At 68.4% G+C, this 24,586-nt stretch carries 24 protein-coding genes and 1 pseudogene; 17 read left to right on the forward strand and 8 right to left on the reverse strand.

Annotated elements, in window-relative coordinates; all coding sequences use genetic code 11:
- Positions 1-1,678: 1,678 nt before the first annotated feature.
- Positions 1,679-4,141: a winged helix-turn-helix domain-containing protein gene (locus ACZ6O0_RS38770; protein ID WP_465770057.1), complete on the reverse strand. Its 2,463-nt coding sequence runs from the start codon at positions 4,139-4,141 to the stop codon at positions 1,679-1,681.
- A gap of 402 nt (positions 4,142-4,543) precedes the next feature.
- Between ACZ6O0_RS38770 and ACZ6O0_RS38775 the strand changes: the two genes are divergently transcribed.
- Both ACZ6O0_RS38775 and ACZ6O0_RS38780 read left to right on the forward strand, forming a co-directional pair.
- Positions 4,544-4,843, forward strand: a complete 300-nt coding sequence (locus ACZ6O0_RS38775; protein ID WP_465770058.1) for a hypothetical protein — start codon at positions 4,544-4,546, stop codon at positions 4,841-4,843.
- Positions 4,844-5,661: 818 nt separating this feature from the next.
- A complete protein-coding gene (locus tag ACZ6O0_RS38780; RefSeq protein WP_465770059.1) occupies positions 5,662-6,027 on the forward strand; it encodes a PRC-barrel domain containing protein in 366 nt (121 codons plus the stop codon).
- Positions 6,028-6,169: 142 nt separating this feature from the next.
- Here ACZ6O0_RS38780 and mhpA read toward each other — a convergent pair whose 3' ends face one another.
- From mhpA to ACZ6O0_RS38805, 5 genes are read right to left on the reverse strand one after another with little or no spacing between them, the layout of a single operon-like run.
- Positions 6,170-7,705, reverse strand: a complete 1,536-nt coding sequence (mhpA, locus tag ACZ6O0_RS38785; protein ID WP_465770060.1) for a bifunctional 3-(3-hydroxy-phenyl)propionate/3-hydroxycinnamic acid hydroxylase MhpA — start codon at positions 7,703-7,705, stop codon at positions 6,170-6,172.
- The gene (locus ACZ6O0_RS38790) at positions 7,702-8,055 is read right to left on the reverse strand and encodes a DoxX family protein (protein WP_465770061.1); all 354 of its coding nucleotides are present in this window, start codon (positions 8,053-8,055) and stop codon (positions 7,702-7,704) included. The genes mhpA and ACZ6O0_RS38790 overlap by 4 nt, the downstream gene beginning before the upstream one ends.
- Positions 8,052-9,932, reverse strand: coding sequence for an acyl-CoA synthetase (locus ACZ6O0_RS38795; RefSeq protein WP_465770062.1), 1,881 nt, complete (start codon positions 9,930-9,932; stop codon positions 8,052-8,054). The genes ACZ6O0_RS38790 and ACZ6O0_RS38795 overlap by 4 nt, the downstream gene beginning before the upstream one ends.
- Positions 9,932-10,870 carry a fumarylacetoacetate hydrolase family protein gene (locus ACZ6O0_RS38800; protein WP_465770063.1) on the reverse strand — a complete coding sequence of 313 codons (939 nt, stop codon included), beginning with the start codon at positions 10,868-10,870 and terminating at the stop codon, positions 9,932-9,934. The genes ACZ6O0_RS38795 and ACZ6O0_RS38800 overlap by 1 nt, the downstream gene beginning before the upstream one ends.
- A complete protein-coding gene (locus ACZ6O0_RS38805) occupies positions 10,867-12,000 on the reverse strand; it encodes a VOC family protein (RefSeq protein ID WP_465770064.1) in 1,134 nt (377 codons plus the stop codon). Before ACZ6O0_RS38805 ends, ACZ6O0_RS38800 begins: the two co-directional genes overlap by 4 nt.
- Before the next feature lie 144 nt (positions 12,001-12,144).
- On the opposite strand from ACZ6O0_RS38805, the gene ACZ6O0_RS38810 reads away from it, so the two are divergent.
- The 8 genes from ACZ6O0_RS38810 (at position 12,145) to ACZ6O0_RS38845 (ending at position 18,705) form a co-directional block, all read left to right on the forward strand.
- Positions 12,145-12,807 carry a TetR/AcrR family transcriptional regulator gene (locus tag ACZ6O0_RS38810; RefSeq protein ID WP_465770065.1) on the forward strand — a complete coding sequence of 221 codons (663 nt, stop codon included), beginning with the start codon at positions 12,145-12,147 and terminating at the stop codon, positions 12,805-12,807.
- A 335-nt stretch (positions 12,808-13,142) separates the two neighbouring features.
- The gene (locus tag ACZ6O0_RS38815; protein ID WP_465770066.1) at positions 13,143-14,834 is read left to right on the forward strand and encodes a PHA/PHB synthase family protein; all 1,692 of its coding nucleotides are present in this window, start codon (positions 13,143-13,145) and stop codon (positions 14,832-14,834) included.
- Entirely contained in the window at positions 14,831-15,661 is an 831-nt protein-coding gene (phaZ, locus tag ACZ6O0_RS38820) for a poly(3-hydroxyalkanoate) depolymerase (RefSeq protein WP_465770067.1), read from the forward strand. Before ACZ6O0_RS38815 ends, phaZ begins: the two co-directional genes overlap by 4 nt.
- 695 nt (positions 15,662-16,356) lie before the next feature.
- Positions 16,357-16,803, forward strand: a complete 447-nt coding sequence (locus tag ACZ6O0_RS38825; RefSeq protein WP_465770068.1) for a hypothetical protein — start codon at positions 16,357-16,359, stop codon at positions 16,801-16,803.
- Positions 16,804-16,913: 110 nt separating this feature from the next.
- Positions 16,914-17,117, forward strand: coding sequence for a hypothetical protein (locus ACZ6O0_RS38830; RefSeq protein WP_465770069.1), 204 nt, complete (start codon positions 16,914-16,916; stop codon positions 17,115-17,117).
- A gap of 20 nt (positions 17,118-17,137) precedes the next feature.
- Positions 17,138-17,470: a DoxX family protein gene (locus ACZ6O0_RS38835; RefSeq protein WP_465770070.1), complete on the forward strand. Its 333-nt coding sequence runs from the start codon at positions 17,138-17,140 to the stop codon at positions 17,468-17,470.
- A 13-nt stretch (positions 17,471-17,483) separates the two neighbouring features.
- Positions 17,484-18,173 (forward strand): AMP-binding protein, encoded by a 690-nt coding sequence (locus ACZ6O0_RS38840; RefSeq protein WP_465770071.1) that lies wholly within the window; start codon positions 17,484-17,486, stop codon positions 18,171-18,173.
- 262 nt (positions 18,174-18,435) lie between these two features.
- Positions 18,436-18,705, forward strand: a complete 270-nt coding sequence (locus tag ACZ6O0_RS38845) for a hypothetical protein (RefSeq protein ID WP_465770102.1) — start codon at positions 18,436-18,438, stop codon at positions 18,703-18,705.
- A 72-nt stretch (positions 18,706-18,777) separates the two neighbouring features.
- Here the strand turns inward: ACZ6O0_RS38845 and ACZ6O0_RS38850 are convergent.
- A pseudogene (locus ACZ6O0_RS38850) lies at positions 18,778-19,164 on the reverse strand (ATP-dependent DNA ligase); the annotation flags it as partial.
- A 152-nt stretch (positions 19,165-19,316) separates the two neighbouring features.
- On the opposite strand from ACZ6O0_RS38850, the gene ACZ6O0_RS38855 reads away from it, so the two are divergent.
- From ACZ6O0_RS38855 to ACZ6O0_RS38880, 6 genes are all read left to right on the forward strand, one after another.
- The gene (locus tag ACZ6O0_RS38855) at positions 19,317-19,544 is read left to right on the forward strand and encodes a site-specific integrase (protein WP_465770072.1); all 228 of its coding nucleotides are present in this window, start codon (positions 19,317-19,319) and stop codon (positions 19,542-19,544) included.
- A gap of 32 nt (positions 19,545-19,576) precedes the next feature.
- Positions 19,577-19,747 (forward strand): hypothetical protein, encoded by a 171-nt coding sequence (locus tag ACZ6O0_RS38860; RefSeq protein WP_465770073.1) that lies wholly within the window; start codon positions 19,577-19,579, stop codon positions 19,745-19,747.
- A gap of 17 nt (positions 19,748-19,764) precedes the next feature.
- The gene (locus ACZ6O0_RS38865) at positions 19,765-20,481 is read left to right on the forward strand and encodes a tyrosine-type recombinase/integrase (RefSeq protein ID WP_465770074.1); all 717 of its coding nucleotides are present in this window, start codon (positions 19,765-19,767) and stop codon (positions 20,479-20,481) included.
- 90 nt (positions 20,482-20,571) lie between these two features.
- Positions 20,572-21,114: a hypothetical protein gene (locus ACZ6O0_RS38870; RefSeq protein ID WP_465770075.1), complete on the forward strand. Its 543-nt coding sequence runs from the start codon at positions 20,572-20,574 to the stop codon at positions 21,112-21,114.
- Positions 21,108-22,112 (forward strand): hypothetical protein, encoded by a 1,005-nt coding sequence (locus tag ACZ6O0_RS38875; RefSeq protein ID WP_465770076.1) that lies wholly within the window; start codon positions 21,108-21,110, stop codon positions 22,110-22,112. The genes ACZ6O0_RS38870 and ACZ6O0_RS38875 overlap by 7 nt, the downstream gene beginning before the upstream one ends.
- Complete coding sequence (locus ACZ6O0_RS38880) at positions 22,064-22,945, forward strand: tyrosine-type recombinase/integrase (protein ID WP_465770077.1); 882 nt, start codon at positions 22,064-22,066, stop codon at positions 22,943-22,945. Before ACZ6O0_RS38875 ends, ACZ6O0_RS38880 begins: the two co-directional genes overlap by 49 nt.
- Positions 22,946-23,021: 76 nt before the next feature.
- Here ACZ6O0_RS38880 and ACZ6O0_RS38885 read toward each other — a convergent pair whose 3' ends face one another.
- The gene (locus ACZ6O0_RS38885; protein ID WP_465770078.1) at positions 23,022-23,906 is read right to left on the reverse strand and encodes a helix-turn-helix transcriptional regulator; all 885 of its coding nucleotides are present in this window, start codon (positions 23,904-23,906) and stop codon (positions 23,022-23,024) included.
- 102 nt (positions 23,907-24,008) lie between these two features.
- On the opposite strand from ACZ6O0_RS38885, the gene ACZ6O0_RS38890 reads away from it, so the two are divergent.
- The gene (locus tag ACZ6O0_RS38890; RefSeq protein WP_465770079.1) at positions 24,009-24,554 is read left to right on the forward strand and encodes a cyclophilin-like fold protein; all 546 of its coding nucleotides are present in this window, start codon (positions 24,009-24,011) and stop codon (positions 24,552-24,554) included.
- Positions 24,555-24,586: the final 32 nt, after the last annotated feature.

Genomic DNA, 24,586 nt, shown 5'->3' on the forward strand with positions numbered 1-24,586 from the left:
CCGTGGCTCCCCCTCCCGCGCATCCGCCGCCGGCCCGCTCACAGTCGCATGATCGCGACAATCCCCCGCACAGCGCCAGCCCACGCTCCGCGCCGACCCCTGCCGACGTGGTCCGAACCCGGTGCGGTGACCGTGTCCCGGATCGGGACGTCCTGTCCGGCTTGCGTCGCCTCGACCAGCGGCCCGTACCCTGCCGCCATGGCGTGATGGAAGACGTCGCAGACCAGCGGGTCGGTTGCCGCCGGCACCTCCGCCCGCCCGCGACTGTAGAGGGCTACGCCGGCATGGGAAGAGTCCAGGGCCTGGAGCGCGAAACTGCACGACCGCCCCGACCGTCTCATCGAGTCCGCCCGCGCCATGCAACTCGACCGCCAAACGGGCGAACGCCTCGGCGGCGCCTGCGCCGGCAGGGTTACTGGTCGCCATCTCGGTCTCCTGGGTTCACCCGAGGCGGCCCACAGATTCATGTTGGGCAGCGGTCGGTGCGTGCGCCCCGCGTGGCGCTAGTCTCTGCCAATGGCCAACGAAAGCGTGCCTGATCTGCACGTGACCGGGTTTGACGTCCAGGCTGGAGTCCGCCACGCAGGGCTGGGCAGCAATGTTAGCCCCGCCGTTCCTCTAGTGGCTCTTGAGATCGAGGGCCGGCCAACCCCGGACGCTGCCGACGTGTCGCTTTGGCTCCGCCTCCCGGTCACGGTGGCCAGGGCACTCGCCGTCGAACTCATCGAGCAGGCGGACCGCGCAGAGCAGCTGGCACGACGGTCAGACGAGCCTCGCGGAACTAGCACACCGGGGTCAGACGACCCTGCGGACAGCGCGTAGGGCCCGAGGGCTCTACTTGAGCGCAGATGCGCAGCCGTGCTGTAGCTCCATGGCAAAGACCTCGGCAAATCCCACGGCCCATCTAGTTGCTCTGGGCAACAGAGACGTCGGCAGAGCAAGTCACACTCGGGAGCTCGGTGACCACCGCGCGCCCGACAGAATCGACCTTCACCCAGTCGGGCGAACGGGCTGGTACCCGGTCGAGGGGGGCCGTTGACAAACAAACCCCTTGGACACAGCTGGACCTGAACGCTCGAGCCACACTCAGGTCTCATCGGTGTCAGCCGTCAGGCGGAACACTCGCGGGTCGCGCCCCGGCCAGAGACGCCACTTTCCGCATCCCTGCAGCCTGATGTTGACCAGTGTGGCAAGTGACGTGGCTCTCAGAATCCCTGCCTCTGGGCTCGAGTCCCGCCTACCAACACCGAAGTCCTGACCGGGCTCACGGACCGTTGCCGTCTGCGGTACTGCGTCCCGCCACCGCGATGGCCAAAGCGAGCGTTAGGGCTATCACCCCACGCTGCGGCTGCTGGTGTTACCTGACGACGGCGAGCGCGAGTTCGAGTACACGCCTGGCGCAGAGCAAGCCCTCGAGCGAGCCCCAGAGGCCGACTGGATCGTCGTAAGCATGAGGAACGACTGGGCCACGGTCTTCTAGGGTCGGCTGAAACAAGCGTGTTGTCCGGGGGTCCGCTGTTTGGGTCGGGACAACTGTGCTGCCGGGTCCGCGCGGTGGGCGCCGCTCAGCCTCATCTCAGTCGTTCAGAACGGCATGTGATCTGGGCCCCGACCTTCCGCGGTCGTGAGGTGCGGCCCAGGGGCGGCATCGGAGGCCTTCCGTAGCAAGGCTCGCGGGTCAGCCCTCCGGGCGTGCGGGCAGCAGTCCCAGCTCCCACGCCCGCCGTACGGCCTCGTTGCGGCGGGACGCGCTCAGCTTGCGAAGAATGCTGCGCACATGGCTGCGAACCGTGTTGACCGAGACGTACATGGTGCTCGCGATCTCCTCGGTGGTCAGCAGTTCGGCGAGGTACTCCAAGACCTCGTGCTCCTTGCTGGTCAACGAGGCAGTGACGACTAACTCGGTCCGCGGCATCGCCCAGCGATCGGGGGCACGGCCGCGAGGCTGCCGACTCGGTGCGCGCAGCCACGGGTGATGTCTCATCAGCTCACCGGTCGGGTGCAGCATCTTGCGCAGCGACGGCGGCGCCTCCGCGAACGGCCGGCGGAGCTGCTCGGGAGCGGCCAGCCTGAGGGCACGTTCCAGAGACAGCCCGCTGCGGCCAGTGTCCCCGGTCCGGATCGACTCGGCGGCTTGGACCAACCAGCTCTCCACCTGGGTTTCGAGCGGGACGGCCCGATCCCTGACCGGGGGTGGCGGAGCGGGCGGACGCTCGCCGGCCTCGGCAGCCGCGTGCTGCAGCACCAACAGCGATCCGACCTGGTCGCGCCCCGGGGACTGCTCGATCACCGTGATGGCCTTCTGCGGCTGGTTCTGTGCGACGAGCATCTTGGCCTCGTCGACGACCAGGGCCTGGTCCAGCCAGCCGCCTTGTGCGCCGTACCGCTTGCTCGCCGCCCGCAGCTCGGCCGCGGCCAGATCGATGTCGCCGCCGGCCCGCAGCAGCCTGGCCCGAACCAGCGCGAGTACGGCGGCGAGGACCCGCCAGTCGTAGGTGGGAGCGGCCTCCGCGGCGCGCTGCACCAGCTCTTCGGCGCTGGGCAGATCCCCCTGGTCGGTATGCACCCAGGCCCCGGCGACAATCGCGGACTGAGACAGCTCCGGCCCAGACTCCGCCAGTGCCGTCGCCTGCGCGACGACCTCGCCGGCCCGCCGCAGATGCCCCCAGACCGCCTCCACCAGCGCCACCATGCCGAGGAAGTCAGCCAGGGTCTCGTGCGCACCAGCCTCTTCCGCGATCGCGATCCCCTCGCTGAAGGCTGCCAGCGCCGCCGGAAAGTTTCCGCGCTGCAGCAGCACCCGACCCCTACAACCGGCGAGCAGCAGCCTCGGTTCCGGACGCGCGATGACTGCTTCCCGCGAGGTCGCTCGCAAGTCGGCCTCCGCAGTCAGGACCGCGCTCAGCGCGGCCCCGGCGTTCTCCTGGAGACTCGCGCAGACCGCATGCAGGACGCTGATAGCCGGCCCTGCCGCCTGGCTTCGAGCCAACACCTCCTGGTCCACCAGGTGCCGGGCCTTGCCGAGCTCCGACCTGCAGAGGTCGACATCAAACGCGGCCAGCGCCCGGCCGGCTCTGACAATCGCGACCCCGGAATCGTTCAGATCGTCGGGAAGGCCCTCGAACAGGGTTATCAGCTGCCGACGCCGGCGCCCAACCAGCAGGCCGGCGACATCGAGATCCTCCACCAGGTACCGTGCCGCGCGCCGCCAGTCACCGGCCGCGACGGCATGGTGGATCGCCTCCAGCGGCTGATCGTTCTGGGCGAACCAGGCGGCGGCGGCACGATGCAGCGCGGGAACGGTGGCCGGCCGCTCATACAGCAACTGGGCACGAAGGAACTCACGGAACAGCGGCTGATAGCCATAACTGTCCACAGTGTCCGGAACCGGCCGGATGAACGAGTTGCCGTGGGCCAGGAACTCCAGCGACCGAAGGCCGCACGCAGGCCCCGCCAGCGCTCTGGCAAGCCCCGGGCGGACCTCGTCCACAACGCTGGTCCGGAGCAGGAACTCGCGCAACTCGGAGGGTTGCGCGTCCAGTACCTCGGTCATCAGGTACGCAGCCACGTTCCCGGCGTCCCCACGGAACTCCCGGATGACCTGCTTCGCGTCGGACTTGCCGGCCAGATTCATGGCTGCGAACATCAAACCGGCCGGCCAGCCCTCGGTCCGGGCCTGGAGTTCGGCGACCTCGGACGCCGTCAGCTCGAGGTTGTGCCCGCGCGTCAGCGCCGTGGCCTCGTCCGTCGTGAAAGCCAGCTCGTCGGCCCGGATCTCCGCGATGGTGCCTGCCAACCGGTAGAGGTGCAGAGGGAGCGGCGGGTCGGTCCGCGTCGCCAGGACGACCCGGACGCGTCCGGCGTTGCCGCGGATGAGGTGATGGAGGCTCTGCCCGAACTCCTGCGTCATCGTCACATCGCCGCAGTCCACGACAAGCACCAGTATGTCGTGATCGCGGTTGTCCACACCGTCGCGGACGGACTGCAATAGGGTCGCGGTTTCATCGCTGCCATCCAAGGCGATGCGCCGGACCACGGCCGGCCCCTCATAGCGTGCGACCCACGCATTCAGCACCATCGTCTTGCCAAAGCCCGCGGGCGCACTCACCAGCGTGAGCGGCCGGTGGATCCCGAGGCTCACGCGATCGACAAGTCGCGGCCGCGACACCGTTCCAGGTGGAATCCGGATCCTGGCCGTGGACCGGGCGTGATCTTCGAATGGTGCACCCGGTGAAGTACTGCGCCCGTTGTCCGCCTCCGCGTGCTGATCGGTCGGCATTGCCCCTCCTAGCGACGTGCAGGATCACTGATCGCTGGGGAGGCGGTGCGCGGCGAGCCGCACTCCTCGACGAAATCACGGAAACGCCGGTAAAACCAGCATCACCCGTCCGATTGTCGGACATTTCGAGACGAGGTCGTCTTAATTTGAGAACTCGAGAAACACGCACAACGCCTAGCGCGGGCAGCTCACCGCGCAGGGGTCATGCCGCGAACCCCGACCCTTTGCAAGCGTCGAACGCGCACTGTGGAGCGGAGTGGGTCGATGGCCGACGCGACGTACAAGATCCACGTGGCCGACGCCGTACCCGAGCACCTTCGAGACATGGGCGGGGTGACACTAGCTGTCGATCAGGTGAACACCGTTGTCTACAGCATCGCTGATCAATCGGCGCTGTACGGTCTGCTCTCCAGACTGCGGGCCCTGGGCATCGAGGTCGTCGAGGTCCGCCGGATCCTGAAACCCGGGTCATCGTCGGAGCGGATCGACATCGATCCGGACAGGGAGATGATGAACCCACATGAGCGCCGGGGCGTCGTACCAGGTGGCCGTTCAGGGGACTGAGGCCGATGTGGGCACGTTTGCGCAGCTTGGCTCAGCGTGACCCGCAGCGGCTCTGTGGAACGGTTTGTGGAACGAACCGGCGAATAACAGCGCTGCTGGAGTCAATGAGATTCGAACTCACGTCGGCCTCTGAGGATCAAGACAACCCGCTGGCGAAGCGGTCCGGCGGCCTTCTGAACAAGGCGTCCCTGCCTGATCTGTCGAAGATCCAATGTGGTTGGACCGGGCTGATCCCTGCAGGCTGCCGCCAGACCTCCAAGGCTCCAGCTGCGCAAGCTGGGCCAACGCTCACCAGTTCAGCATGGGAAGGCCTGGGCACCAAGAGACCAAGAGACGTCGATTCACGTCATCTGGAGTCGAAACGGACCCAACTGGTGATAGCTGGTTACGCCTGCAGAGGCGTATGTCGGTGGGGTGCGTCGGTTTCCTAAACCGAACGTCAGGCCCGAGCCGGCCTGGCGGAGCCCTGTTGCCGTGTGCAAGATCCGATACCTGCGGCCCGCTGATGTCGGCGCCGCGGTGGACTACATGCGTATGTCCGTGTCGGATCGCCAGGTCACTCGCCTCGACAGCGGTAGCTCGTCCCGGCGCACGTCGCCGACCCCACCTCGATGCGTGTCTCCCGCGCCCGACGCGGACGACAGCGGCTTGGCACGCGGACCTGGATTCGAAACACGGCGTCCTGCTTGATCCGCGCGGGTGGTGGGTACCGGCCGCGCACCATGCTCGAGACACCGGGTGCCGGTCTCGAGCCGGCGCGCGCGTGTCACGGGTTCCTTGCTGGGCGAACTGCCCACCTGTACGAAAGGTGAACCGCGATGTCGATGGATGCATTCGACCCCTGGAACTACCGAAAGACAGCCGGCTACACCGAGGGCACCGACCTGACCGGGTACAAGATCGCCGCCGTTGACGGCGATATCGGCAAGGTCGACAAGGCCACTGACCAGACCGGCACCTCCGGCCTGGTGGTCGACACCGGACCGTGGATCTTCGGGCGCAAGGTGCTGCTGCCTGTCGGTGTGGTCGAGAGGGTCGACCACGACGACGAGAAGGTCTACGTCGACCGGACGAAGGATCAGATCAAGGACGCCCCCGAGTATGACCCCGACGCCGGGGTCAACGACGACTACCGGACCCGACTCGGCGGCTACTACGACGACACCTACCGCTCCGGCATGTAGCCAACCCTGACCGGAGCGTTCGGCGGCCGGTGATCGGGTTCGGCACCACACCGGCCCGCGGCCGCCGAACGCACGGACCGCCCACGACCCCGCAGCAGTTGCCCGGAGCAACGGTTATAGACCGCAAAGGGCTGGCGCGTGCTCAAGCAACCAGGAATCTCGGTGCTGCTTCGCACAGTGCTGCGATGTCGCGGCCGGCTCGCAGCACCGTGAAGTCTGGTCGTACCAGTGCAGCTGCAGCTTTGCCGTCTGCGAGCCACTTATACAGGGGTGAGCCGGGTGCCACCTCGAGCACCTCGGTCCCGCGGCCCGCCAGCAGGTCGCGTTGCTCGGTGGAGAGTGGTACGCCGGTCACGAACACGAACCCGCGACCGGTGACGTCGTCGTACCGGATGTCATTCGTCAGCGGCGCATTCGGACACAGCCGCCCGTTGAGGCACTTGCGGAATCTGCGTCGATCCACCAGGTTGGACCGGGACAGCGGCGGCGTCTGGCTGTCTAAGAGACGATCCCGCAGACCGGGGACCCGGTGAAGCCGCGGAGCGACAGCTCTACGGATCAGCTCACCCACCCTGCCGCCCTGCGTCATGGCGACGCCGACGAGCCTGGCGAGCTCGATGAGAGCCCGGGCGTGTGGTTTGCGCTCCGCCTCGTAGGTGTCGAGCATCGACTCGGGCAGGTCTCGGGAGAGGACGCCGGCGATCTTCCAGCTGAGGTTCATCGCGTCACGCAGTCCGGCGCACAACCCCTGGCCGATGAAGGGGGGCGTCAGGTGGGCGGCGTCGCCGAGGAGGAATACGTTGCCGTCTCGCCAGCGATCGGCCAGCTGGGCCCGGAAGGTGTACTCGGCGACGCGCACCAGCTCGAGCTGGTCGCTGGGGACGCGCTTCACCCATGGTCCGATGAGGGGCTGGAGGGCTTCGATGGATGCGAAGTCAGCGGCGGTCTCGCCCGCTTGCAGCCGGAACTCCCAGCGGTAGCGGGTGTCGCCGATGCGCATGTATGTCGCCGCGCGGTCGGGGTCGCAGACCTGGTGCACGCCTTCCCATTGGTCGAGCTGGACCGTGCTGGCCACGTCGATCACGAGCCAGCGCTGCTCGAACTTGAGGTCCTCCATCGTCGAGCCGATCGCCGTGCGCACCACGCTGCTGGCGCCGTCGCAACCCAGCACATAGGTGGCCAGCACGGACTCCTGCTCGCCGGTGAGCCCGTCGGTAAAGTCCACCCGGACCCGGCCCCGGCCGTCCTGGGTGACGTCGGTGACCTCGACGTTCCCGCGCAGGCTGACCGTGGTCTGGTCCTTGAGGTTGGTGCGCAGCAGGTGCTCGAGCTCGGGCTGGTCGAACATGTTGGCCCTCGGGTGCCCGTGCCGGCCGTGGTCGCCGGCCCGGTCGAACACCGCGAACACCCGGTGGTTCCGATCGATCAGCTGCAGCCCGCGAGTGGGCCGGGATACGGCCGCGAACTGCTCGGCGATGCCGACCCGCACGAGGACCCGGTAGATCTCGTCGTCGAGGTGCACAGCCCGCGGCTGCGGGTAGACGCCGTCCCAACGGTCCAGGACGAGGCAGTCGACGCCGTACTGCCCGAGAAGGGTGGCGGCGGTGACGCCGACGGGGCCGGCCCCGACGATGACGACGGGAACCGGGTCGGCCCGGGTCTGCTGAGAACGGTTCATCGCAAGTCTCCGACCACGAGAAGCAGGAAGCTCAAGGTCACCAGGCCGAGCACGACGGCCGGCACTATCTCGCGCGGGCCGTCCCCGTTGCGGAGATGAGCGACGATCGCCCCGCCGAGGAGTAAGAGGAGTCCCGCGGCGGCCAGGGCACCGATCACCGGCACGAACGCGCCGACGAGCAGGCCGACGACGGCGAGGACCTCGAGAAGGCCGATCCGGCGGTACGCCGAGACACTGAATCCCACGTGCTCGGCCTTTGCGCGCATGGCGGGTACGGCGGCGAGCTTGGCCGACCCGAGGGCCGCGAGGGCCACGATGAGGAGGCACGCAAGAATCGATGCTGGGTTCATGACAGTTCCAATCTCCAGGTGATCGCGAAGCGGCCGAGTGCGTCCTTGACCGAGGACTCGTCGGCACCAGAGGCCAGGTCGACGATGGCGACGACCGCACCGTCCTCGACCGCTCCTCGGACTCCGGTGACCGAGGGCATGTCGCGGAGCGCGTCGGCGACGGCCGCTCGGGTGGCCTCGGCGCGCAGGGCGGGTTTGAACGGTTTGCCGACGAGGGTGACGGGGAGTGCGTCCAGCACGGTGACGGCCTTGGGCGCCGCCGCCTGCTCGGGCACGTGGTCGGACGCCCAGGCACGCAGCTCCTCCGGAGTCGCGCCGGCGCCTGGGGCGAGCGTGACGAACGCGACCGGCACCTCGCCGGCGTGCACGTCCGGACGACCCACCGCCTGCGCGGCCGTGACCGCCGGATGTGCCAGCATCGCGTTCTCGATGACCGACGGGTCGATGTTGTGACCGCCGCGGATGATCAGATCCTTGGCTCGGCCGGTGAGGTGGATGAAGCCGTCCGGGTCGACGCTGGCCAGGTCTCCGGTGTCCAGCCAGCCGTCGCGCAGCTTGCCCATGCCGTCCAGCACTGGCCCGTCGGAAGTCCGGCCGGTGACATAGCCGGGGAACACGGTCGGCCCGGTGATGGCGAGCACCCCGACCTGACCGGCCGGCAGGTCTACCCACTCACCGTCGGCGGTGACCTGGACGGCCCGAACCTGCTGGTACGGCAGGCGCTGGCCGACGGACCCGGGACGCGGATGGTGGGGAAAGCTCAGTGCACTAACGCAGGTGGCCTCAGTGAGGCCGTAGCCCTCGACCAGTCGGATGCCGGTGGCGGACTCAAAGCCGTCCCGCACTGCCTGCGGCAAGGGTGAAGCGCCGACGACGGCGAAGCGGAGGCTGCTGATGTCGGCGTCGACCGGGCGGCCGGCGAGCACGGAGTACACGGTGGGCACGGCACTCATCGTCGTGACCCCATAGCGCTCGACGAGCTTCCAGAAGTGCGAAAACAGCGCCTGGTCGCGGTAGCCCAGAGGCCCCGCCCAGATGACCCGGAGGCCCCTGAACAGAGGGGCCAGAACGGTGACCAGGAGTGCGTTGACGTGGAAGAGCGGCAGCGCCGCGAACATCACCGCGTCGCTCAGCAGGCCGTTGGCAGCGATCATCCAGGCGTCGCTGACCTCGTTGGCGTGGGTGTGGGCGGCGAGCTTCGGCGTGCCCGTCGTGCCGCCCGTGTGGAAGACAGCGGCCAGGTCGGTGGCCGAGGGCGTCTCACCCACGAAGGCGTCGGGTGGCTGCTCCGCCGCCAGAGCGGAGACGTGGGCGACGCGGACGCCGGCGATCGGGAGCAGCTCCACCCCTGCTGGGCTCACCCCCGTCGGGCCGAGGGCGAGGAGGGCTTCCATCCCGGCCTGGACGGCGAGCTCCCGGGCGCTCTCCCACGCCGCGGGCGCGAGCTCGGGGCCGGCGGCCACGAGGACCCGGGCGCCCGACGTGCGCAGCAGCTCGGCGGTGTGCTCCCGGGAGAGCCCGATGTTGAGAGGCGCCGCGATCCCGGCGAGCTCGGCAGCCAGGGTTGCGGTGACGAGCTCATCGCAGTTCGGGGCGAAGAGGGCGACGCCGTCGGTTCGACGTACCCCGAGCGTGTGGAACACGTTGGCGTAGCGATGTACGTCTATCAGCAGCTCGGCGTAGGTTCGCTCCGCCGGCTGGTCCCACCGTTCGCCGTCCGGGAGCACGGACAGGGCGACGCGATCCGGCCACAACCGGGCGGCCCGCACGAGCAGCTCGTACGTCGTGCCCGGAAGCCCGCGGTCGGCAAGCGGCACAGCCTCGATCGCAGCGACGTCGCCGGGCCCGTCGTACGTCGGCCAGAGCAGCTCGCCCATCAGGCCGCCCTCACAACCGTGCGCTGCCGACCGAGGTCGATCGCACCGTCGTCGGTACCGATGGCGACCTCGACGACATCGCCATGCTTGAGGTACTTGGGGTTCTGGGCCTGCCGCTCGAAGAAGATCCTCCACTTCAGCGCCGGGGGCAGGAACGCGGCGATGATCTCGACCGGCTTCGGCGGCGCACTGAGAGCAGTGCCCTTCGGAGTCCCGGTGAGCAGCAGATCACCGACGTCCAGCCGCTGGAACCGGCTCAAAGCCTGCAGCGCCTCGAGCGGTGGGTAGACCATGTCGTCGTCGACGACCGAGTCCTGGCGCAGCTCGCCGTTGACCCAGAGGCGCAGGCGCAGGTCGCCGAACCGCTTGAGCTCGTCGTCGTCGAGCAGGACCAGCGACGGCCCGACCGGCGTGAAGGTCGGGTACGACTTGGACTCGAAGAACTGCGTCTTCGGCAGCTGCACGTCCCGCGCCGAGACGTCGTTGGTCACCACCAGGCCCGCCACGAACGAGGTCCAATTGTCTGCGGTGACCTGCGTGCCCACCGGCAGCTCCCGGCCGATCACCAGGCCGATCTCGACCTCGTAGTCCAGGAAGCGCACGTGATCTGGGCGGACGATGTCGTCGAACGGGCCGCTGAGAGAACCTGACGCCTTGCGGAAGAACGTCAGCGGGATGGTGACCGGGTCGAGCCCCGAGTCTTTGACGTGGCTGGCGAAGTTCGTCATCTGTGCCACCACCCGGCAGGGCGCTGTCACCGGGGACACCAGCTCGAGGGTGGCCGGGTCGACGGTTGCCCTGCTCCCCCGGGCGGTCTCGATCTGCTCGTGCTCGGCGAGCAGTCCGCCGGTGGTCGTGGCGTCGGTGGCGATGCGTGCGGCGCCGCGAGGCGTGCGGACCCACCAGGCGTCGGGCGTGCGTAGGATCGAGATGCTCATGAACTCGTCACTTTCAGGAGGCCGCGAAGGCGGGTCAGGTCGAACTCGTTGTCGTCACGCAGCGAACGAGCCATCGACAGCAGCTCGTGCAACGCCTCTCGTCCTGGTGCGAGGCCCAGGAAGTCCTTGGTGGCCGGCGGTCCCCACTGGGCCAGCCCGGACACCGTCATCGGTGACCAACCGGGCTCGAGGCTGGAGTCGAACAGGTCACCGTCGGCGAAGTGCTCGACCAGGAGCCCGTCCGGATCGCGCCAGTAGTCGAAGATCTGGCTGCCCTCGATGTGACGACCGATCCCCCAGGAGCGGTGGAAGCCCCGCTCGCGGAGGTACTCCCCGCCCGCGGCCAGCGCGTCGAGGTCCCCGACCTGGTACGCAGAATGCACGTACCGGTTACTGGGGCCGAGCATCATCGCCAGCGTGTGGTGGTCGGTGGGAGTCATGCCTCGGTCGCAGCGGATGAAGCTCATCGTGGGGCCGCGCTCGCGTTGCCCCTCGTAGTACTTGAAGTCGCTGACGATGAGACCGAGGTTCTCCAGGTACCAGTTCAGGGACTCGATGTACCTCGTTGTCTGGAGCACGACGTGGCCCAACCGCTGGATCTTCGCGGGGGCACGCGGCGGGCGTTGCGTGGTGTTGGCGCGCCGCACGTCGTGCCCGAAGTTGAACACCTGCGTCGACTGAGGCGGCAGGGTTGCGAGCTCGTGGGTGTCGGCGACAACGCGGACCATGACGCCGCTCGGGTCGGTCAGGTCCACGGTGAGCCCACCCAGGTGCTCCGGCAGCTGTTCGACCTTCGTCCCGGTGGCGTCGGCGAGCCGGGTCAGGTCGGTGGGTTCCGCCGCTCGGAAGGCCGCACCGAGGTACCTCGAGCGTGTGCCGCGTCGGACGATCACACAAGGCGCGCCGGAGTCGGTCCCGCGCAACTGCAGCTCGTCCGCCGTCCGGCTCACGGTGGTAAAGCCGAACGCGTGCGCGAAGCGCTCCGAGGCGACCAGGTCGGGCTTGACGAACTCGAGCCAGGCCAGATCGACCACCTTGGTGACGGGGTTCTTCGCCCGCCCCGGATGCTCGGCGGGCAGCGCACCCTGCTCGCTGTGCAGGTCGTTGTGAGTCCGGTGGTGACTGGTCATCTGTTGCTCCTAAGTCAGTTACTGACGATATCGTCATTCACGATCATATGCTCAGTCAAGAGGTTCTGAGGCAATCGTCATTTCTGACTGGGACACGCTAGGATGGGTGTACACAATTCGAGACGAGGACGCAGAGGAGTGGTCGTGAGCAACGCACCCACGCAGCAGGCCAATCGACTGGACCGTCGCAAGGCCCGGACCCGAGCGGCTCTCATCCGGGCTGCGCAGACGCTCATCGCCGAAGGCAGGACGAACGTGCCGATCCTGGAGATCACCCAGGCAGCCGACGTCGGGATGGGCTCCTTCTACAACCACTTCGAGACCAAGGAGCAGCTGTTCGAAGCTGCTGTCGAGGCAGTGATGGACGGCTACGGCCAGCTGCTCGACGACCTGACGGCCGACATCGAGGACCCCGCCGAGGTGTTCGCCTGCAGTTTCCGGCTCACCGGGCGGCTCCAACGCCGGGAGCCGGAGCTCAGCCGGGTCCTCCTCAACAACGTGCTCCGGCTGCTCAGCGCCGACAACGGCCTAGCACCGCGCGCTCGGCGTGATATCGCGGCCGCCGTGGATGCCGGCCGCTTCGACGTCGAAGATCTTGACGTCGCGGTCACGATGGCTGCCGGCGCCCTGATCGCCCTCGGCCAGCTGCTGCACGACCAGCCGGAGCGCGATGTCGAGGAGACCACCGACCGGTTGACCGCGGATCTGCTGCGCATGTTCGGCTTGACGCGGCGGCAGGCGCAGCGGATCTGCTCGCTGCCGCTGCCGGAGATCGGCGCCGTTCGAGGCGACGGCTCGGCGGCCTGACGCTTCGCTTTGCCCCGCGGAGCGGGCCCGAGGCCGCCCAGCTACCAGCGCACGCCGGGCGGCCGCCACCGCGGCGCGCCCGGTCCGCTCCGGACCCTCGGTGCGCCAAGCCTTCCGTGGTGGCGTGGCTCGGGCGGCGCCTGGCTGCTCCGCGCCTCCTCGGCGTGGCCGCTTGCCTGCCTGTCTCCCACGACGTCGCCATCACTTCTCCCGCTACGCCGAACTCACCAAACTGACGAAATCATCACTATCGAGGTATCCTTCAGTCAATTGGTGCCTAACCGGGCACCACGACCTGCACACGTCGCCACCTGTGACCACGAGGAGATCCTTCGATGAACACCGCCACCACCTCCAGGCTCGCCGAGAGTGCTGCTCCCCTCGACGTCCTTCTGGTCGACGCCGCCCTCGGCCCGGTACGCCGCTTCGTCCCCGACATGTCGACGGCCAAGTGGGCGGTCTCTCTCGCGCGCAAGCCGGCCATCACCGCGCGGCGGCTGGGCGGGCTGGGTGCCGAGGCCGGGCGGATCCTCACCGGCACCTCGACGCTGGCGCCGCACCGCGGGGACCGCCGGTTCACCGATGTCGCCTGGACCGAGAACCCGTTGCTGAAGCGGCTGGTCCAGCTCTACCTGGCCGGCGGACAGACCGTCGAGCAGCTGGTGATCGACGCCGACCTCGACCCACGCGACCGCAAGCGCGTGCGGTTCTTCCTCGAGAACGTTATCCAGGCGACCGCTCCCAGCAACGTCCCACTGGTCAACCCGGCCTCGGCCAAGGCAGTCATAGATACGGCCGGGCTGAGCCTGGTCCGCGGGGGCAAGCAGCTGGTGACGGACCTGGCCTCGTCACCTCGTGTGCCGGAGATGGTCGACGGCAGCGGCTTCGTCCTGGGCGACAACATCGCCGCGACGCCAGGCGGGGTCGTCTTTCGCAACGAGGTGCTGGAGCTGATCCAGTACGCGCCGCAGACCGACGAGGTCTCCGAGGTGCCGGCGCTGGTGATCCCGCCCACGATCAACAAGTTCTACGCGCTCGACCTCGCCCCGGAGCGCAGCCTCGTGGAGTTCGGCGTCCGGCAGGGCAGGCAGATGTTTGTCGTCTCCTGGCGTAACCCGGACTCGCGGCACGCCTCCTGGAACTTCGACACCTATGTTCGTGCCGTCCTGGACGCCCTCGACGCCGTTGAGGAGTTGACGGGCAGCGCGCAGACGGTGCTCGGTGGAGTGTGCTCCGGCGGCATCCTCGCGAGCATGGCAGCGGCCTACCTCGCCGGTATCGGCCGGCAGGACCGGCTGGCCGGGCTCTGCCTGGCGGTGACGGTCATCGACAACCACGATGCCGGGACGGTGTCGGCCCTCGTCGACGAGGGGCTGGGGGGTCTGGCAAAGGCGAAGTCGGCGCGCAAGGGATACCTCGACGGCCGGGCGCTGGCCGAGGTGTTCGCGTGGCTCCGGCCCGGCGACCTGGTGTGGAACTACTGGGTCAACAACTACCTGCTCGGCAAGCGACCGCCGGCGTTCGACATCCTGTTCTGGAACTCCGACACCACCCGGATGACCGCCGCACTACACGCCGACTTCATCGACCTGGCGATGGAGAACTCGCTGACCCGGCCCGGGGCCCTCACAGTCCTCGGCGTGCCGATCGACCTCGGCGCGATCACGGTTGACACCTACGTGGTGGCCGGCATCGCCGACCACATCACCCCCTGGGAGAACTGCTACCGCAGCGCCCAACTCTTCGGCGGCAATACCCGATTCGTGCTGTCCACCAGTGGTCACATCGCTGCCCTGGTCAACCCGCCGGGCAACCCCAAGGCGTCCTTCCACACCAACGACGACCTGACGTCCGACGCCAAGGTCTGGCTCGAGGGCTCCGACGTCCACCACGACACCTGGTGGACCGACCTCGGTCGGTGGCTCGACGAACGCTGCGGCGCGCAGCGTCCGGCGCTCAAAGCGCTCGGCTCGCACCGCCTGGGCGTGCTCGCGGAGGCGCCCGGCACCTACGTCTTCGACAAGTGACCAGGTTCCTCCGGGTCCGTGTCCTCGGCCACGACGTCCGGGTTACGGTCCGTCCGGGCACGGCGCCCGGGCCGCCGCTGGTGCTCTGCAACGGCATCGGGGCCAGCCTCGACCTGCTCCAGCCGTTCGTCGACGAGGTCGACCCGCGGATCGAGGTGGTCCGGTTCGACGTACCGGGCGTGGGTGGTTCGCCGATGCCGAAGGCGCCGTACAACTTCGCGATGCTGGCATGGCTCGTCGCGACGCTGGTCGACCGGCTCGGCTACGACCGGTTCGACGTCCTCGGCATCTCCTGGGGCGGCGGCCTGGCCCAACAGCTGGCGTTCCAGTACCCGCGTCGCTGCCGACGACTGGTGCTGGTCAGCACCGCGACAGGCATGCTGATGGTCCCGGCCCGCCCCAGCGTGCTCAGCAAGATGCTCACCCCGAGGCGCTACCGCGACCCGGCATACGCCAAGGCCATCGCGCCGGTGCTGTACGGCGGCCGGATGCGCCACCGACCCGACGAGGTCAGGCACGTGGTGTATCAGCAGGAGCGCCTCGGGTCCAGGACCGGGTACTACCTCCAGCTCCTCGCCGGGGTCGGCTGGTCGAGCCTCCCCGCGCTGCCGCTCATCCGGCAGCCCACCCTCGTCCTCGCCGGGAACGACGACCCGTTGATCCCGCTGGTGAACGCGCGGATCATGCGGACGTTGCTACCCCACGCCACGCTCCACGTCTTCGACGACGGCCACCTCGGGCTGCTCACCGCCGCCGACGAGCTCGGCCCGCTCGTCTCGCAGTTCCTTACCTCCCACAGAGCCGATGGCGTCTCATCGAGCCGCTGAGGCTCGCTGCCCGCTCTCCCGAGATCCGTTCGCTCGGCGAACACAGGATCGCAACACCTCCTGGCCGCCGACGTAGGCGCATCGAGCTACGTCTTCACCAACGGACGCGACACCTCGGTGCTGCGTGAGCGCAGTCATTCACCGAGCGCCTTGCCTGCGCGTCCATCCGCAGAGCCGAGATGGTGCCGGCCTCCTGAGGAGACCCCGGATGACGACGTTCACCGCGCCCAGGTTAGGCAGTTCGTAGCGCGAGATTGCCAACTCACGCGTTTCCGGAAGGAGCCGGGTGGAGCTCGTAGATAGTGAGGGTCGACATGAGCCATACCCAGGCCTCATAGTCGCAGACCCACAAGCCGAGATTCGCGTCGCCGCCCTTGTCGCCGGAGCGGGCATGCACGATCTCCCCGAGTGAGGCGACGACCAGTTCACCGGCGGTCCATGGCGCTGGGACCGATAACGCGGGCGACGGTTCGGTCTGCCGGGTGGTGGTCGTGGCCGTCGATGCGGGCAGGTGCAGCAGGTTGAACGGATGGCTCGCTCGACCAGAGTGCCGATAGCGGACGGCCAGCTAGCTGAGGATTTCGTCATGTCATCACCAGGACAGCTTGACCGCCTGCAGTACTGACGATATCGTCAGTACTGCAGGAACCTTACAAGCGGCCCATCGGGCCCGAATCTAACGAAGGTGGTAGCTCATGACGCAGCACACAGACTTCTCCACGCGGCTGGACGATCTGCAGAAGCGGGTTGCGACGGCCAAGTCGGCGGTGCAGACGGCCGCGACCGAGTCCGAAGCACAACTCAAGGAGCGGATCGACCAGGCCCAGTCCAACTTGGATCAGTCAGCCCAGAACGCACGGCAGGAGGTCTCGCAGGCCGCCGATGGCGCTCGGGCGAAGTGGGCGCAGGTAAAGGCTGACGCCGCGGCCAAGATGAGCGATGTCAAGGCAAACATGGACAAGCGGAACCGCCACATGGATGCCAAGGTCGCCGCGAACGACGCCGACTGGGCAGAAGCTGACGCGGCCGAAGCCCTCGACTTCGCCGACTGGGCGGTCGAGAACGCGCAGCTGGTCATCCTCGATTCCATCCACGCCCGCGCCTACGCCGACAAGCTCGCCAAGGCCGCAGACAACTCGTAGTCCCAGTCGGACCGGGGTCGGCAAGCCCCAGTCCTCCTTACAGCACTCGCGCCGCCGGGCAGGAATGCTTGACGACCTGCCCGGGCGGCACCAACCAAAGGAAGTTTGCAATGAGTAATGACCTGAAGACCCACGCCCCGGTGCCCGACACGATGCGGGCCGGCGCCCAGGACGCGGCGGCGGTCAAGGTCCACGACCTCGCCTGGCCGGAGTTCGAGAAGCCAGCCCTGGACCGGGACGAGGTCGACCAAGCAGCAGACAAGGCTGTTGTCGACGCATTCACCATTCCCTTGAAGCCGGAGATCCAGCCATGACTACCCCACTCCTTGTTTCCTTGGCCGCACTCATCGCTGTCGCCTTTGGGGTGCTGGGCGCAAGCAAGATCCGAGCCGTTCCGGCGATGCAGGCCCGGGCCGCGCACGTCGGCTTCAGTGTCGGTGCCTACCAGCGCATCGGGGTGCTGGAGGTCGCGGGTGCCGCAGGAGTCCTGCTCGGCCTCGCGATACCCTCGCTCGGCGTGCTCGCCGCGGCGGGTTTACTGCTTCTCATGGTTGGAGCCCTCGGCGCGCACCTGCGCCAGCACGACGGCATAGCCGAGATGACACCAGCGCTCGTCGTCATCGTGCTGCTCGTGGCCTATCTGTGGCTCGCCTTCGGCAAGATCTGACGAAGAGGCCGCCATGACCAACCTCAGCCAGAAACTCACCGAGTCCGCCTCGATGTACCCGGACCGCCCGGCCGTCCGGATGGATGACCACGTGCTGACGTACGCGGCCCTGGACGACGCCGCGTCCCGGATGGTCACGCTCCTGCGCGGCAGCGGCCTGCAGCCCGGCGACCGTGTCGGGCTGATGCTTCCGAACGTGCAGTTCGCGATCTCCTACCACGGCATCCTCCGCGCCGGCGGGGTCGTCGTGCCGATGAACCCGCTGCTCAAGGCGCGCGAGGTGGAGTACTACCTGCGCGACTCCGGCGCCAAACTGCTACTTGCCTGGCATGACTGTGCCGCCGAGCCGGAGGCAGGTGCAAAGGCCGCAGGCCCCGACTGCCTGGCGGTCGCGCCCGGGGACTGGGACTTCCAAGCCGCGCTGGCGGCGACGCCGCCGGCGACCGACCCGGTCAGCCGGTCCGACGACGACATCGCGGTGATCCTCTACACCTCCGGCGCCACCGGCAAGTCGACGGGCGCCGAACTCACCCACGGCTGCCTGAACCGTAACCAGGCGGTGACCGCACGGGCCCTGATCAACGCCGCCAGGATCCGCAGCGGCGAGCGGACAGGGACACGATCCACGCCACCCGCGCTGCTGCCTTCCTTGCCGACACCGACGTCTCGCAGGCCGGTCCCGGCGAAGCTGAGGCGGCCATAGCGACGCGTTGGGGCACCCTGTGTCCGTCATCGCCGACGCGCTTCTGCCCGATGTAGGACGGTCGCGCCCAGCCACTGCCTAGCGAGCAGGGCAAAGGTCGCCCGGCTCCCTTGGGCAAATTCGCGGGCGCATATCCGACCGTGCCACCTAGCCGGCCGCGGCCGGCCACCCGGCCGGACGCCACAGGCCCGACGGCCTCACCGCCGAGGGGTCCACGATCACGTTCGTCCCGCTGACCGGGTGCACCGACCCGGGTGTGGTGATGGACCGGGAGTCGGACCTGCTCGACGGGGTCGGCGCCAAGAGTGACGACGCGGAGCGCTGGCTGAACCTGGTCCGGCAGGCGCTGACGGCGCTGCTGCACGCCGCAGCGCTCGGCGGCGACACGATGGCCGATGTTCAGCGGTGGATCGCGCACCCCGACGACCGCGCCAAGCACGACGTGCTGTACGAACTGCGGGCCGCGAACGCGACCGGGTTCGAGCAGCACAAGGCACCTCCGGCGACGTGGCCGTGCACTACCCACCCCTAGAGAATTCACCTCTACCCAGTCGCGACGGCCGGGCTGGCATCTGGTCGACGCGCCTTTCACGACCAGTCCTTCGACGCCGGAGGGCTTGAACGCCTCCAGCCACTCCTTCGCGTCGTCAACATCGCTGGTCACCGGTAACAGTTGCAGCGACGGCGCCCGGGTCCTAGCGAGTGATTCGAGGCGCTGACAGCGCGCGGTCCAGCGCATCGGCAGTACGTCGACGCTGCCGACTGCAAGGACATCGAACACCACGAGCGACGCCGGCCGTGTGAGTGCGACTCGGCGCCGGACGGTGGCTGCGGTGTTGACCGTGCGCTGCTGCAGCGCGTCGAAGTCGAGCCGGGCTCCGGTCCACACGACCAGTTCGCCGTCGAGGACGCAGTCGGTGGCGATCTGGGCGGCGAGGGCGGCCTGGACATCGGGGACTTCGCGGTGAAGTCCGTGCTGTTGCGCGACCACAATCGGAGCCCGCCGCCGCGGCAGACCACTCCGGGGTTAGGTGACTGAACTCTTCGGGTGCCCGATTGGCGCGATCGGTGCCGGACTGGAGAGGGTGTGCCGGTGGCGGATGTCGTTCTGGGCCGAGTGGTGGAGTTCGAGCAGGGGCTGCTGTGGCGGGTGGTGTCCCAGACATCGAACACGCTGGGGCTTCGGGGTTTCTCCGTGAGCTGGCCGCGTCGGACTGTTCACCGGCCACCTTGCGCAGCTACGCCTTCGACCTGCTTCGGTGGTTCCGGTTCCTGCACGACCGCTGGACAGCCTGGGAGGGCGCTGAACGTTCCGATGTGTGCGTGAGTTCGTGGAGTTGTTGCGTGAGGCACCGGTCCCGCAACGGCTAAAATGCCGTTTCGGTGCGGCGCCTCCGGGGTCGGTGAATCCGGTCACGGGCAAGGCGACGCTCGGCTCGACGTACGCCGCCCGGACGATCAACCATCAGCTGAGCGTGCTGTTCGGGTGCTACGAGTGGGCGTGCGCGGCGGGCTCGGCCCGCCGGCGAACCCTGTTCGGGCTCAGCGGAGCCGGGCGACGGGCGGGCGCTTGAACGTCCACCAAAATCCAATGGAGAACTTCGTCATCCGTCAGCGGGCGACGTACCGGCAGAAGACGCCGCGGCCGGCGTGGCGGGCGATCCCTGACGATGCCGCCGATGCGCTGTTCGGCGCCCTGCGCAGCCACCGTGACCGGGCGTTGGTGTCGTTCTGGCTGTCGAGCGGTGCGCGCGGCTCCGAGCTGCTCGGGTTGTGTCACGGCACCGACCTGGATGCCGGTGCGAACACGATCACGGTGGTCAGCAAGGGAAGCCGCGTGCGGGAGACGATCCCGGCGAGCGTGGACTCGTTCGTGTGGCTGGCCCTGTATCTGCAGCAGGAACGGCCGCCCATCGAGCCCGGCGGACCGGTGTGGTGGACCCGGCAGGGTGCGCCGCGACCACTTTCCTACCAAGCGGCCAGAGCGGTGCTGCAGCGCGCGAACTCCGCGTTGGGATCGAATTGGACACTGCACGATCTGCGGCACACGGCGGCAGCACGGCTGCTGGCCGATCCGGCGTTCACTCTGTTCGATGTGCAGACGATCCTTCGCCATGCCAGCGTTGCGACCACTCAGATCTACACCCAGCCGCGGCTGGAGGATCTGGTCGCGAAGGTCCTGGAGCATCATGCCCGGCCGCGGCCTGCAGGTCCGGTGATCGAACCCGTCTACGACGAGGCTGCGGTGCGGGAGCTCCTCGGGCTGCGCACATCACCAGACCACCTGCTGGCGGTTCCGGTCTGGTGACCGATCCTCGCGCGCCGGCACGGATCCAGGCGGCTCACACCCGGGCAGCATCGGGCCCGACTTCCAGGCCGCTGTCCCCGCCTGGCGTGGTTGCGCCGGACCCTGCTGTTTGGGTTGAGCGGCCGGGTGCTGCCGCCACGCGCCTACGACCTCGGACTCGAGCCGCCAGCACTGCCGGCTGGCGGGGCTGGTGCGGAGATTCAAGATCTCGGCCTGGATGAGGCGATCGAAGTCACCCCGGACCGGCCGGTCGGCGTGTTCCCGAGCCGCAAACCGACCTCGACCGGTGTTCGGCGGATCCTGGGCTGGCTGGACCAGTTCGACGGTGAGACCTGGGAGCAGCGGTGGCTCGCCAGCGGCGCCGACCTCGCCCCGAGGGCCTGGCGTTCGGCTGTGATACCTCGAACGCCGAAGGCCTCGGTGGCTCAGGGAGTGAACGCCTTGATGGTGGCGCGGGCGCTGCGCCCGTCCTATGGCCGGCAGCTGGTCACCGGGGCCGGCGCCTACCTGCCGCAGCGAATGCTCGGCGTTAACGATCCGGAGCAGCTGCAACGGTTACGGGCGTTGCCGGCCTACCGGTCGGCGCTGATGCGCCATCAGTACGACGCGGAGCATGCTTGTCGCGGGTGCTGATCCGGACCGGCAAGCAACTCGATCAGCTCCAGGGCGAGGACCTGTTGTTCTACGCCGACGTCGTGCGCACCTCGGGGCGGACCCGGCGCGAGCACCTGGCCTGGGAGCTGCTGGTCGCGCTCGACCCGTTCGCGGGTGAACCGCTCACCCTGCGCGCTGCGTGGTCGGCCAAAGGCAACACGCGGCAGCACTCCGTGCACACTTTGGTTGATCGCTACGGCATCCCGCCCAGCGGGGTGCGTGACCTGCTGGTCGACTATCTGAGCGAGCTCAAGCCGTCGATGGACTACGGCACGTTGGAGGGGAGGGCCAACCGTCTGGCGCGGCTGTTTTGGTGGGACGTGCTGCAGATCGACCCCGGCCAGACGGATCTGCACCTGACACCGCAGGTTGCGACTGGGTGGCGCGAACGGCTCTCGGTGACCATCGACGGGCAGCCGCGCCGCGAGATTCACTCCACTTTGTTCGCGGTTCGCGGGATGTATCGCGACCTGGCGGAGTGGTCGCACGACGAGCCGGCCCGGTGGGGACCGTGGGTAGCGCCGTCGCCGGTGTCACGGCACGAATCGAAGAGCGCCTCGAAGGCGAAGCCGTCGTCAGCTGTCGCGGATGCAGAACCGCACCAGGGCATTGACGCCGCTGCTGCCTGCGCTGGTCGCCGAGGCGGTGCGCCGCCGGGACTGGTCGGCCCGGCTGTTCACCGCGGCTCAGCGGGCCAGTCACGGGAAGCGGTTTGTGGTGGACGGTTCGGAGTTCGAGTTGTACCAGCCGCCACCGCGTACTGCGCCAATCGACACGGCCTGGTCGACATCACTGCGGCCGAGTCCGACGGGTTCTGGGCGTGGGCTGTCATCGAGACGCTGCGCCTGACCGGGATCCGGGTCGAGGAGCTGCTCGAGCTCACGCAGTTGTCGTTACGCCACTACACCGCCGTCTCGCCGGGACGCTGGTGCCGCTGTTGCACCTCGTGCCGAGCAAGAACGACGTCGAGCGGTTGATACCGATGACGCCGGAGCTGGTGACGGTGCTCGTCACGGTCCAGCGCCGCGCGAAGGGCAGTGGCGACCGGATCCCTTTGTCGGTGCGCTACGACCCGCACGAGAAGGTGCACGGTGAGCCGTTCCCGCACCTGTTTGTTCGCCGGATCGGGGCTCGCAGCGAAGTGCTGTCACCGTCGGTGGCACGGCGGCTCATCATCGACGCCGCAGCCTCGGCCGGCCTGCAGGACGTCGGCGAGCCGATCTACTTCACGCCGCACGACTTCCGGCAGCTGTTCACCACCGAGATGGTCTCCAGCGGCCTCCCGCTGCACATCGCGGCTACCCTGCTCGGCCACCTTAGCCTCGACACCACCCGCGGCTACACGGCCGTCTTCCCCGAGGAGGTCGTCGCGGCGCACCAGCACTTCATCGAACGCCGACGTGCGACCCGTCCGGGCGGCGAGCTTCGACCGGCGACCGGGGAGGAGTGGGCGGAGTTCGACGAGCACTTCTTGCTGCGGAAGGTCGCTCTCGGCGAGTGCCACCGCCCCTACGGCACGCCCTGTGTTCACGAGCACGCCTGCGTGAAGTGCAGGTTTCTGCGTGTTGATCCCGCTCAGGTGCCGCGCATCGAGGAGATGACCGCCAACGCCACGGAGCGGCTCGCAGAAGCCAAAGTCCGGGCCTGGCTCGGCGAAGTAGCTGCGCTGGAAGACTCGCTCAAGCACCTACGGCAGCGTCACGTCGAGGCCGCAAAAGCAACTCCAGGAGCCGTTGCTCGCAGCGAGGAGTCCCGTTCGTCGTGGCCCGGCCACCGGTCGGGCGTGACTGGTAGCTCTGGCTCTGTCTGATGAAACGCAGAGCTGCCAGCGTTTCGATCGTGCCCGGCAGATGTCAGGCTCCGCGCGGAGAACTTCGTCGGCGCAGTTACGAGGTCTGCTGGACGGATGGGGCTAGTTGTTGTGTCGTGGCGGCCCAGCTGGCGAGCAGTTTGAGGGCGTCTTCGGTGGCTGAGCCTGGTTCTGCGGCGTAGATGGTCATGGTGAGGTCGGGGTCGGCGCGTAGGTCCATGCTTTCGTAGGCCAGGGCGAGATCGCCGACGATGTGGTGATGGAAGTGTTTGACGCCGGTGCCGTGGGTGCGGACGTTGTGGGCACCCCAGCGGCGCCGGAAGTCGTCGCTGCGGGTCGACAGTTCCCCGACGAGGTCGTGGAGGCCTTTGTCGTGGGGGTCCTTGCCGGCGGCGGTGCGCAGGTTGGCCACGGTCATGTCGGCAGCCAGGTCCCAGTCGGGGTAGAACCGTCGCGCTGCGCTGTCCAGGAACGTGAACCGGGCAAAGTTCGGTGGACTGGCCGGGTCGGTGTAGACGTCGCAGTACATGGCGCGTCCCAGTTGGTTGGCGGCCAGCAGGTCGAGGCGGTGGTTGCCGATGATTGCGGGCGATGTGGTGATGGCGTCGAGCGTCCACTGCAGGCTGGCGCGCGACGATGCAGGTTTCGGGCGTCGTGGGCGGCGCAGGACGGCGCTGCTGCCGTCGGCTTCGTGCGCGAGGCTGAGGAGGTGGGCGCGTTCGGCGTCGTCGAGCTGCAGTGCCCGGGCCAGGGCGTCGAGGACGCCGGAGGAGGCTCCGGCCAGAGTGCCACGTTCGAGCTTGGCGTAGTACTCAACGCTCATGCCGGCCAGCGCGGCGACCTCGCTGCGCCTCAATCCGGGGACACGCCGCTTCCCGCCGGCGGGTAGACCGGCCTGCTCGGGGCTGATCCTGGCGCGCCGGGTGGTGAGGAACTCGCGCACTTCGACTCGATTGTCCACACGATCGACAGTACGACGCACAGCGCGCAGGCGGGATGTACTGGCAGTACACCCATCGTCAGTGACTTCCTCACGCCACGGCCGCGCGGTTCTGCTTGAGCCATGATGTTCACCGGGTGGAGCCGAGCGGCAGCCGGCGTAACTGCGGGAGTCGCTCTGCTCGCGGCCACGCTGACTTGGCGGCCGACGAAAACGGACACCGCGGCCACCGCCATGGCCTCGGTCGCCGCCTCGACCGCGACGACGCCGGTCGCCACCAGCATCAATCCCGGGCTTCGGGTCGTGTTCCTGTTAGGCGACCAGGCCGTCGAGGCGACATTCGCCGACACGCCGGCTGCGCGGGAACTCGCGTCGATGCTGCCGCTGACCATCGAGCTCAGCGACGCCTGGGGTCAGGCCAAGACCGGACGGTTGCCGCGCCCGCTCACCGTGAGCGAGGCATCCCGGACGATGAAGCCCACGCCGAGTGGCATCTACTACTGGCCGGACACGGCGACGTCGGCCGTCTACTACGACGACCTGGGCCAGACGGTCCCGCCGCCGGGCCTGATCCGCCTCGGAGAGCTGGGCGCCGACCCGGCCACGATCGCTGACACCAGCCGCAAGGTCACAACCGTCATCGACTGGGCCGCCAGGACTCGGCGCTGACCTGCCCGATTCCATACCCGACTCTGATCTAT

This window comes from Kribbella sp. NPDC048837, from assembly GCF_055586945.1.

Excerpts from the sequence above, each read along its gene's own strand:
- ACZ6O0_RS38775 (WP_465770058.1), top strand. The coding sequence starts at position 4,544 with ATGGCCGACGCGACGTACAAGATCCACGTGGCCGACGCCGTACCCGAG.
- ACZ6O0_RS38780 (WP_465770059.1), top strand. The coding sequence starts at position 5,662 with ATGTCGATGGATGCATTCGACCCCTGGAACTACCGAAAGACAGCCGGC.
- mhpA (WP_465770060.1), bottom strand. The coding sequence starts at position 7,705 with ATGAACCGTTCTCAGCAGACCCGGGCCGACCCGGTTCCCGTCGTCATC.
- ACZ6O0_RS38790 (WP_465770061.1), bottom strand. The coding sequence starts at position 8,055 with ATGAACCCAGCATCGATTCTTGCGTGCCTCCTCATCGTGGCCCTCGCG.
- ACZ6O0_RS38795 (WP_465770062.1), bottom strand. The coding sequence starts at position 9,932 with ATGGGCGAGCTGCTCTGGCCGACGTACGACGGGCCCGGCGACGTCGCT.
- ACZ6O0_RS38800 (WP_465770063.1), bottom strand. The coding sequence starts at position 10,870 with ATGAGCATCTCGATCCTACGCACGCCCGACGCCTGGTGGGTCCGCACG.
- ACZ6O0_RS38805 (WP_465770064.1), bottom strand. The coding sequence starts at position 12,000 with ATGACCAGTCACCACCGGACTCACAACGACCTGCACAGCGAGCAGGGT.
- ACZ6O0_RS38815 (WP_465770066.1), top strand. The coding sequence starts at position 13,143 with ATGAACACCGCCACCACCTCCAGGCTCGCCGAGAGTGCTGCTCCCCTC.
- ACZ6O0_RS38825 (WP_465770068.1), top strand. The coding sequence starts at position 16,357 with ATGACGCAGCACACAGACTTCTCCACGCGGCTGGACGATCTGCAGAAG.
- ACZ6O0_RS38830 (WP_465770069.1), top strand. The coding sequence starts at position 16,914 with ATGAGTAATGACCTGAAGACCCACGCCCCGGTGCCCGACACGATGCGG.
- ACZ6O0_RS38840 (WP_465770071.1), top strand. The coding sequence starts at position 17,484 with ATGACCAACCTCAGCCAGAAACTCACCGAGTCCGCCTCGATGTACCCG.
- ACZ6O0_RS38845 (WP_465770102.1), top strand. The coding sequence starts at position 18,436 with ATGGACCGGGAGTCGGACCTGCTCGACGGGGTCGGCGCCAAGAGTGAC.
- ACZ6O0_RS38865 (WP_465770074.1), top strand. The coding sequence starts at position 19,765 with ATGGAGAACTTCGTCATCCGTCAGCGGGCGACGTACCGGCAGAAGACG.
- ACZ6O0_RS38890 (WP_465770079.1), top strand. The coding sequence starts at position 24,009 with ATGATGTTCACCGGGTGGAGCCGAGCGGCAGCCGGCGTAACTGCGGGA.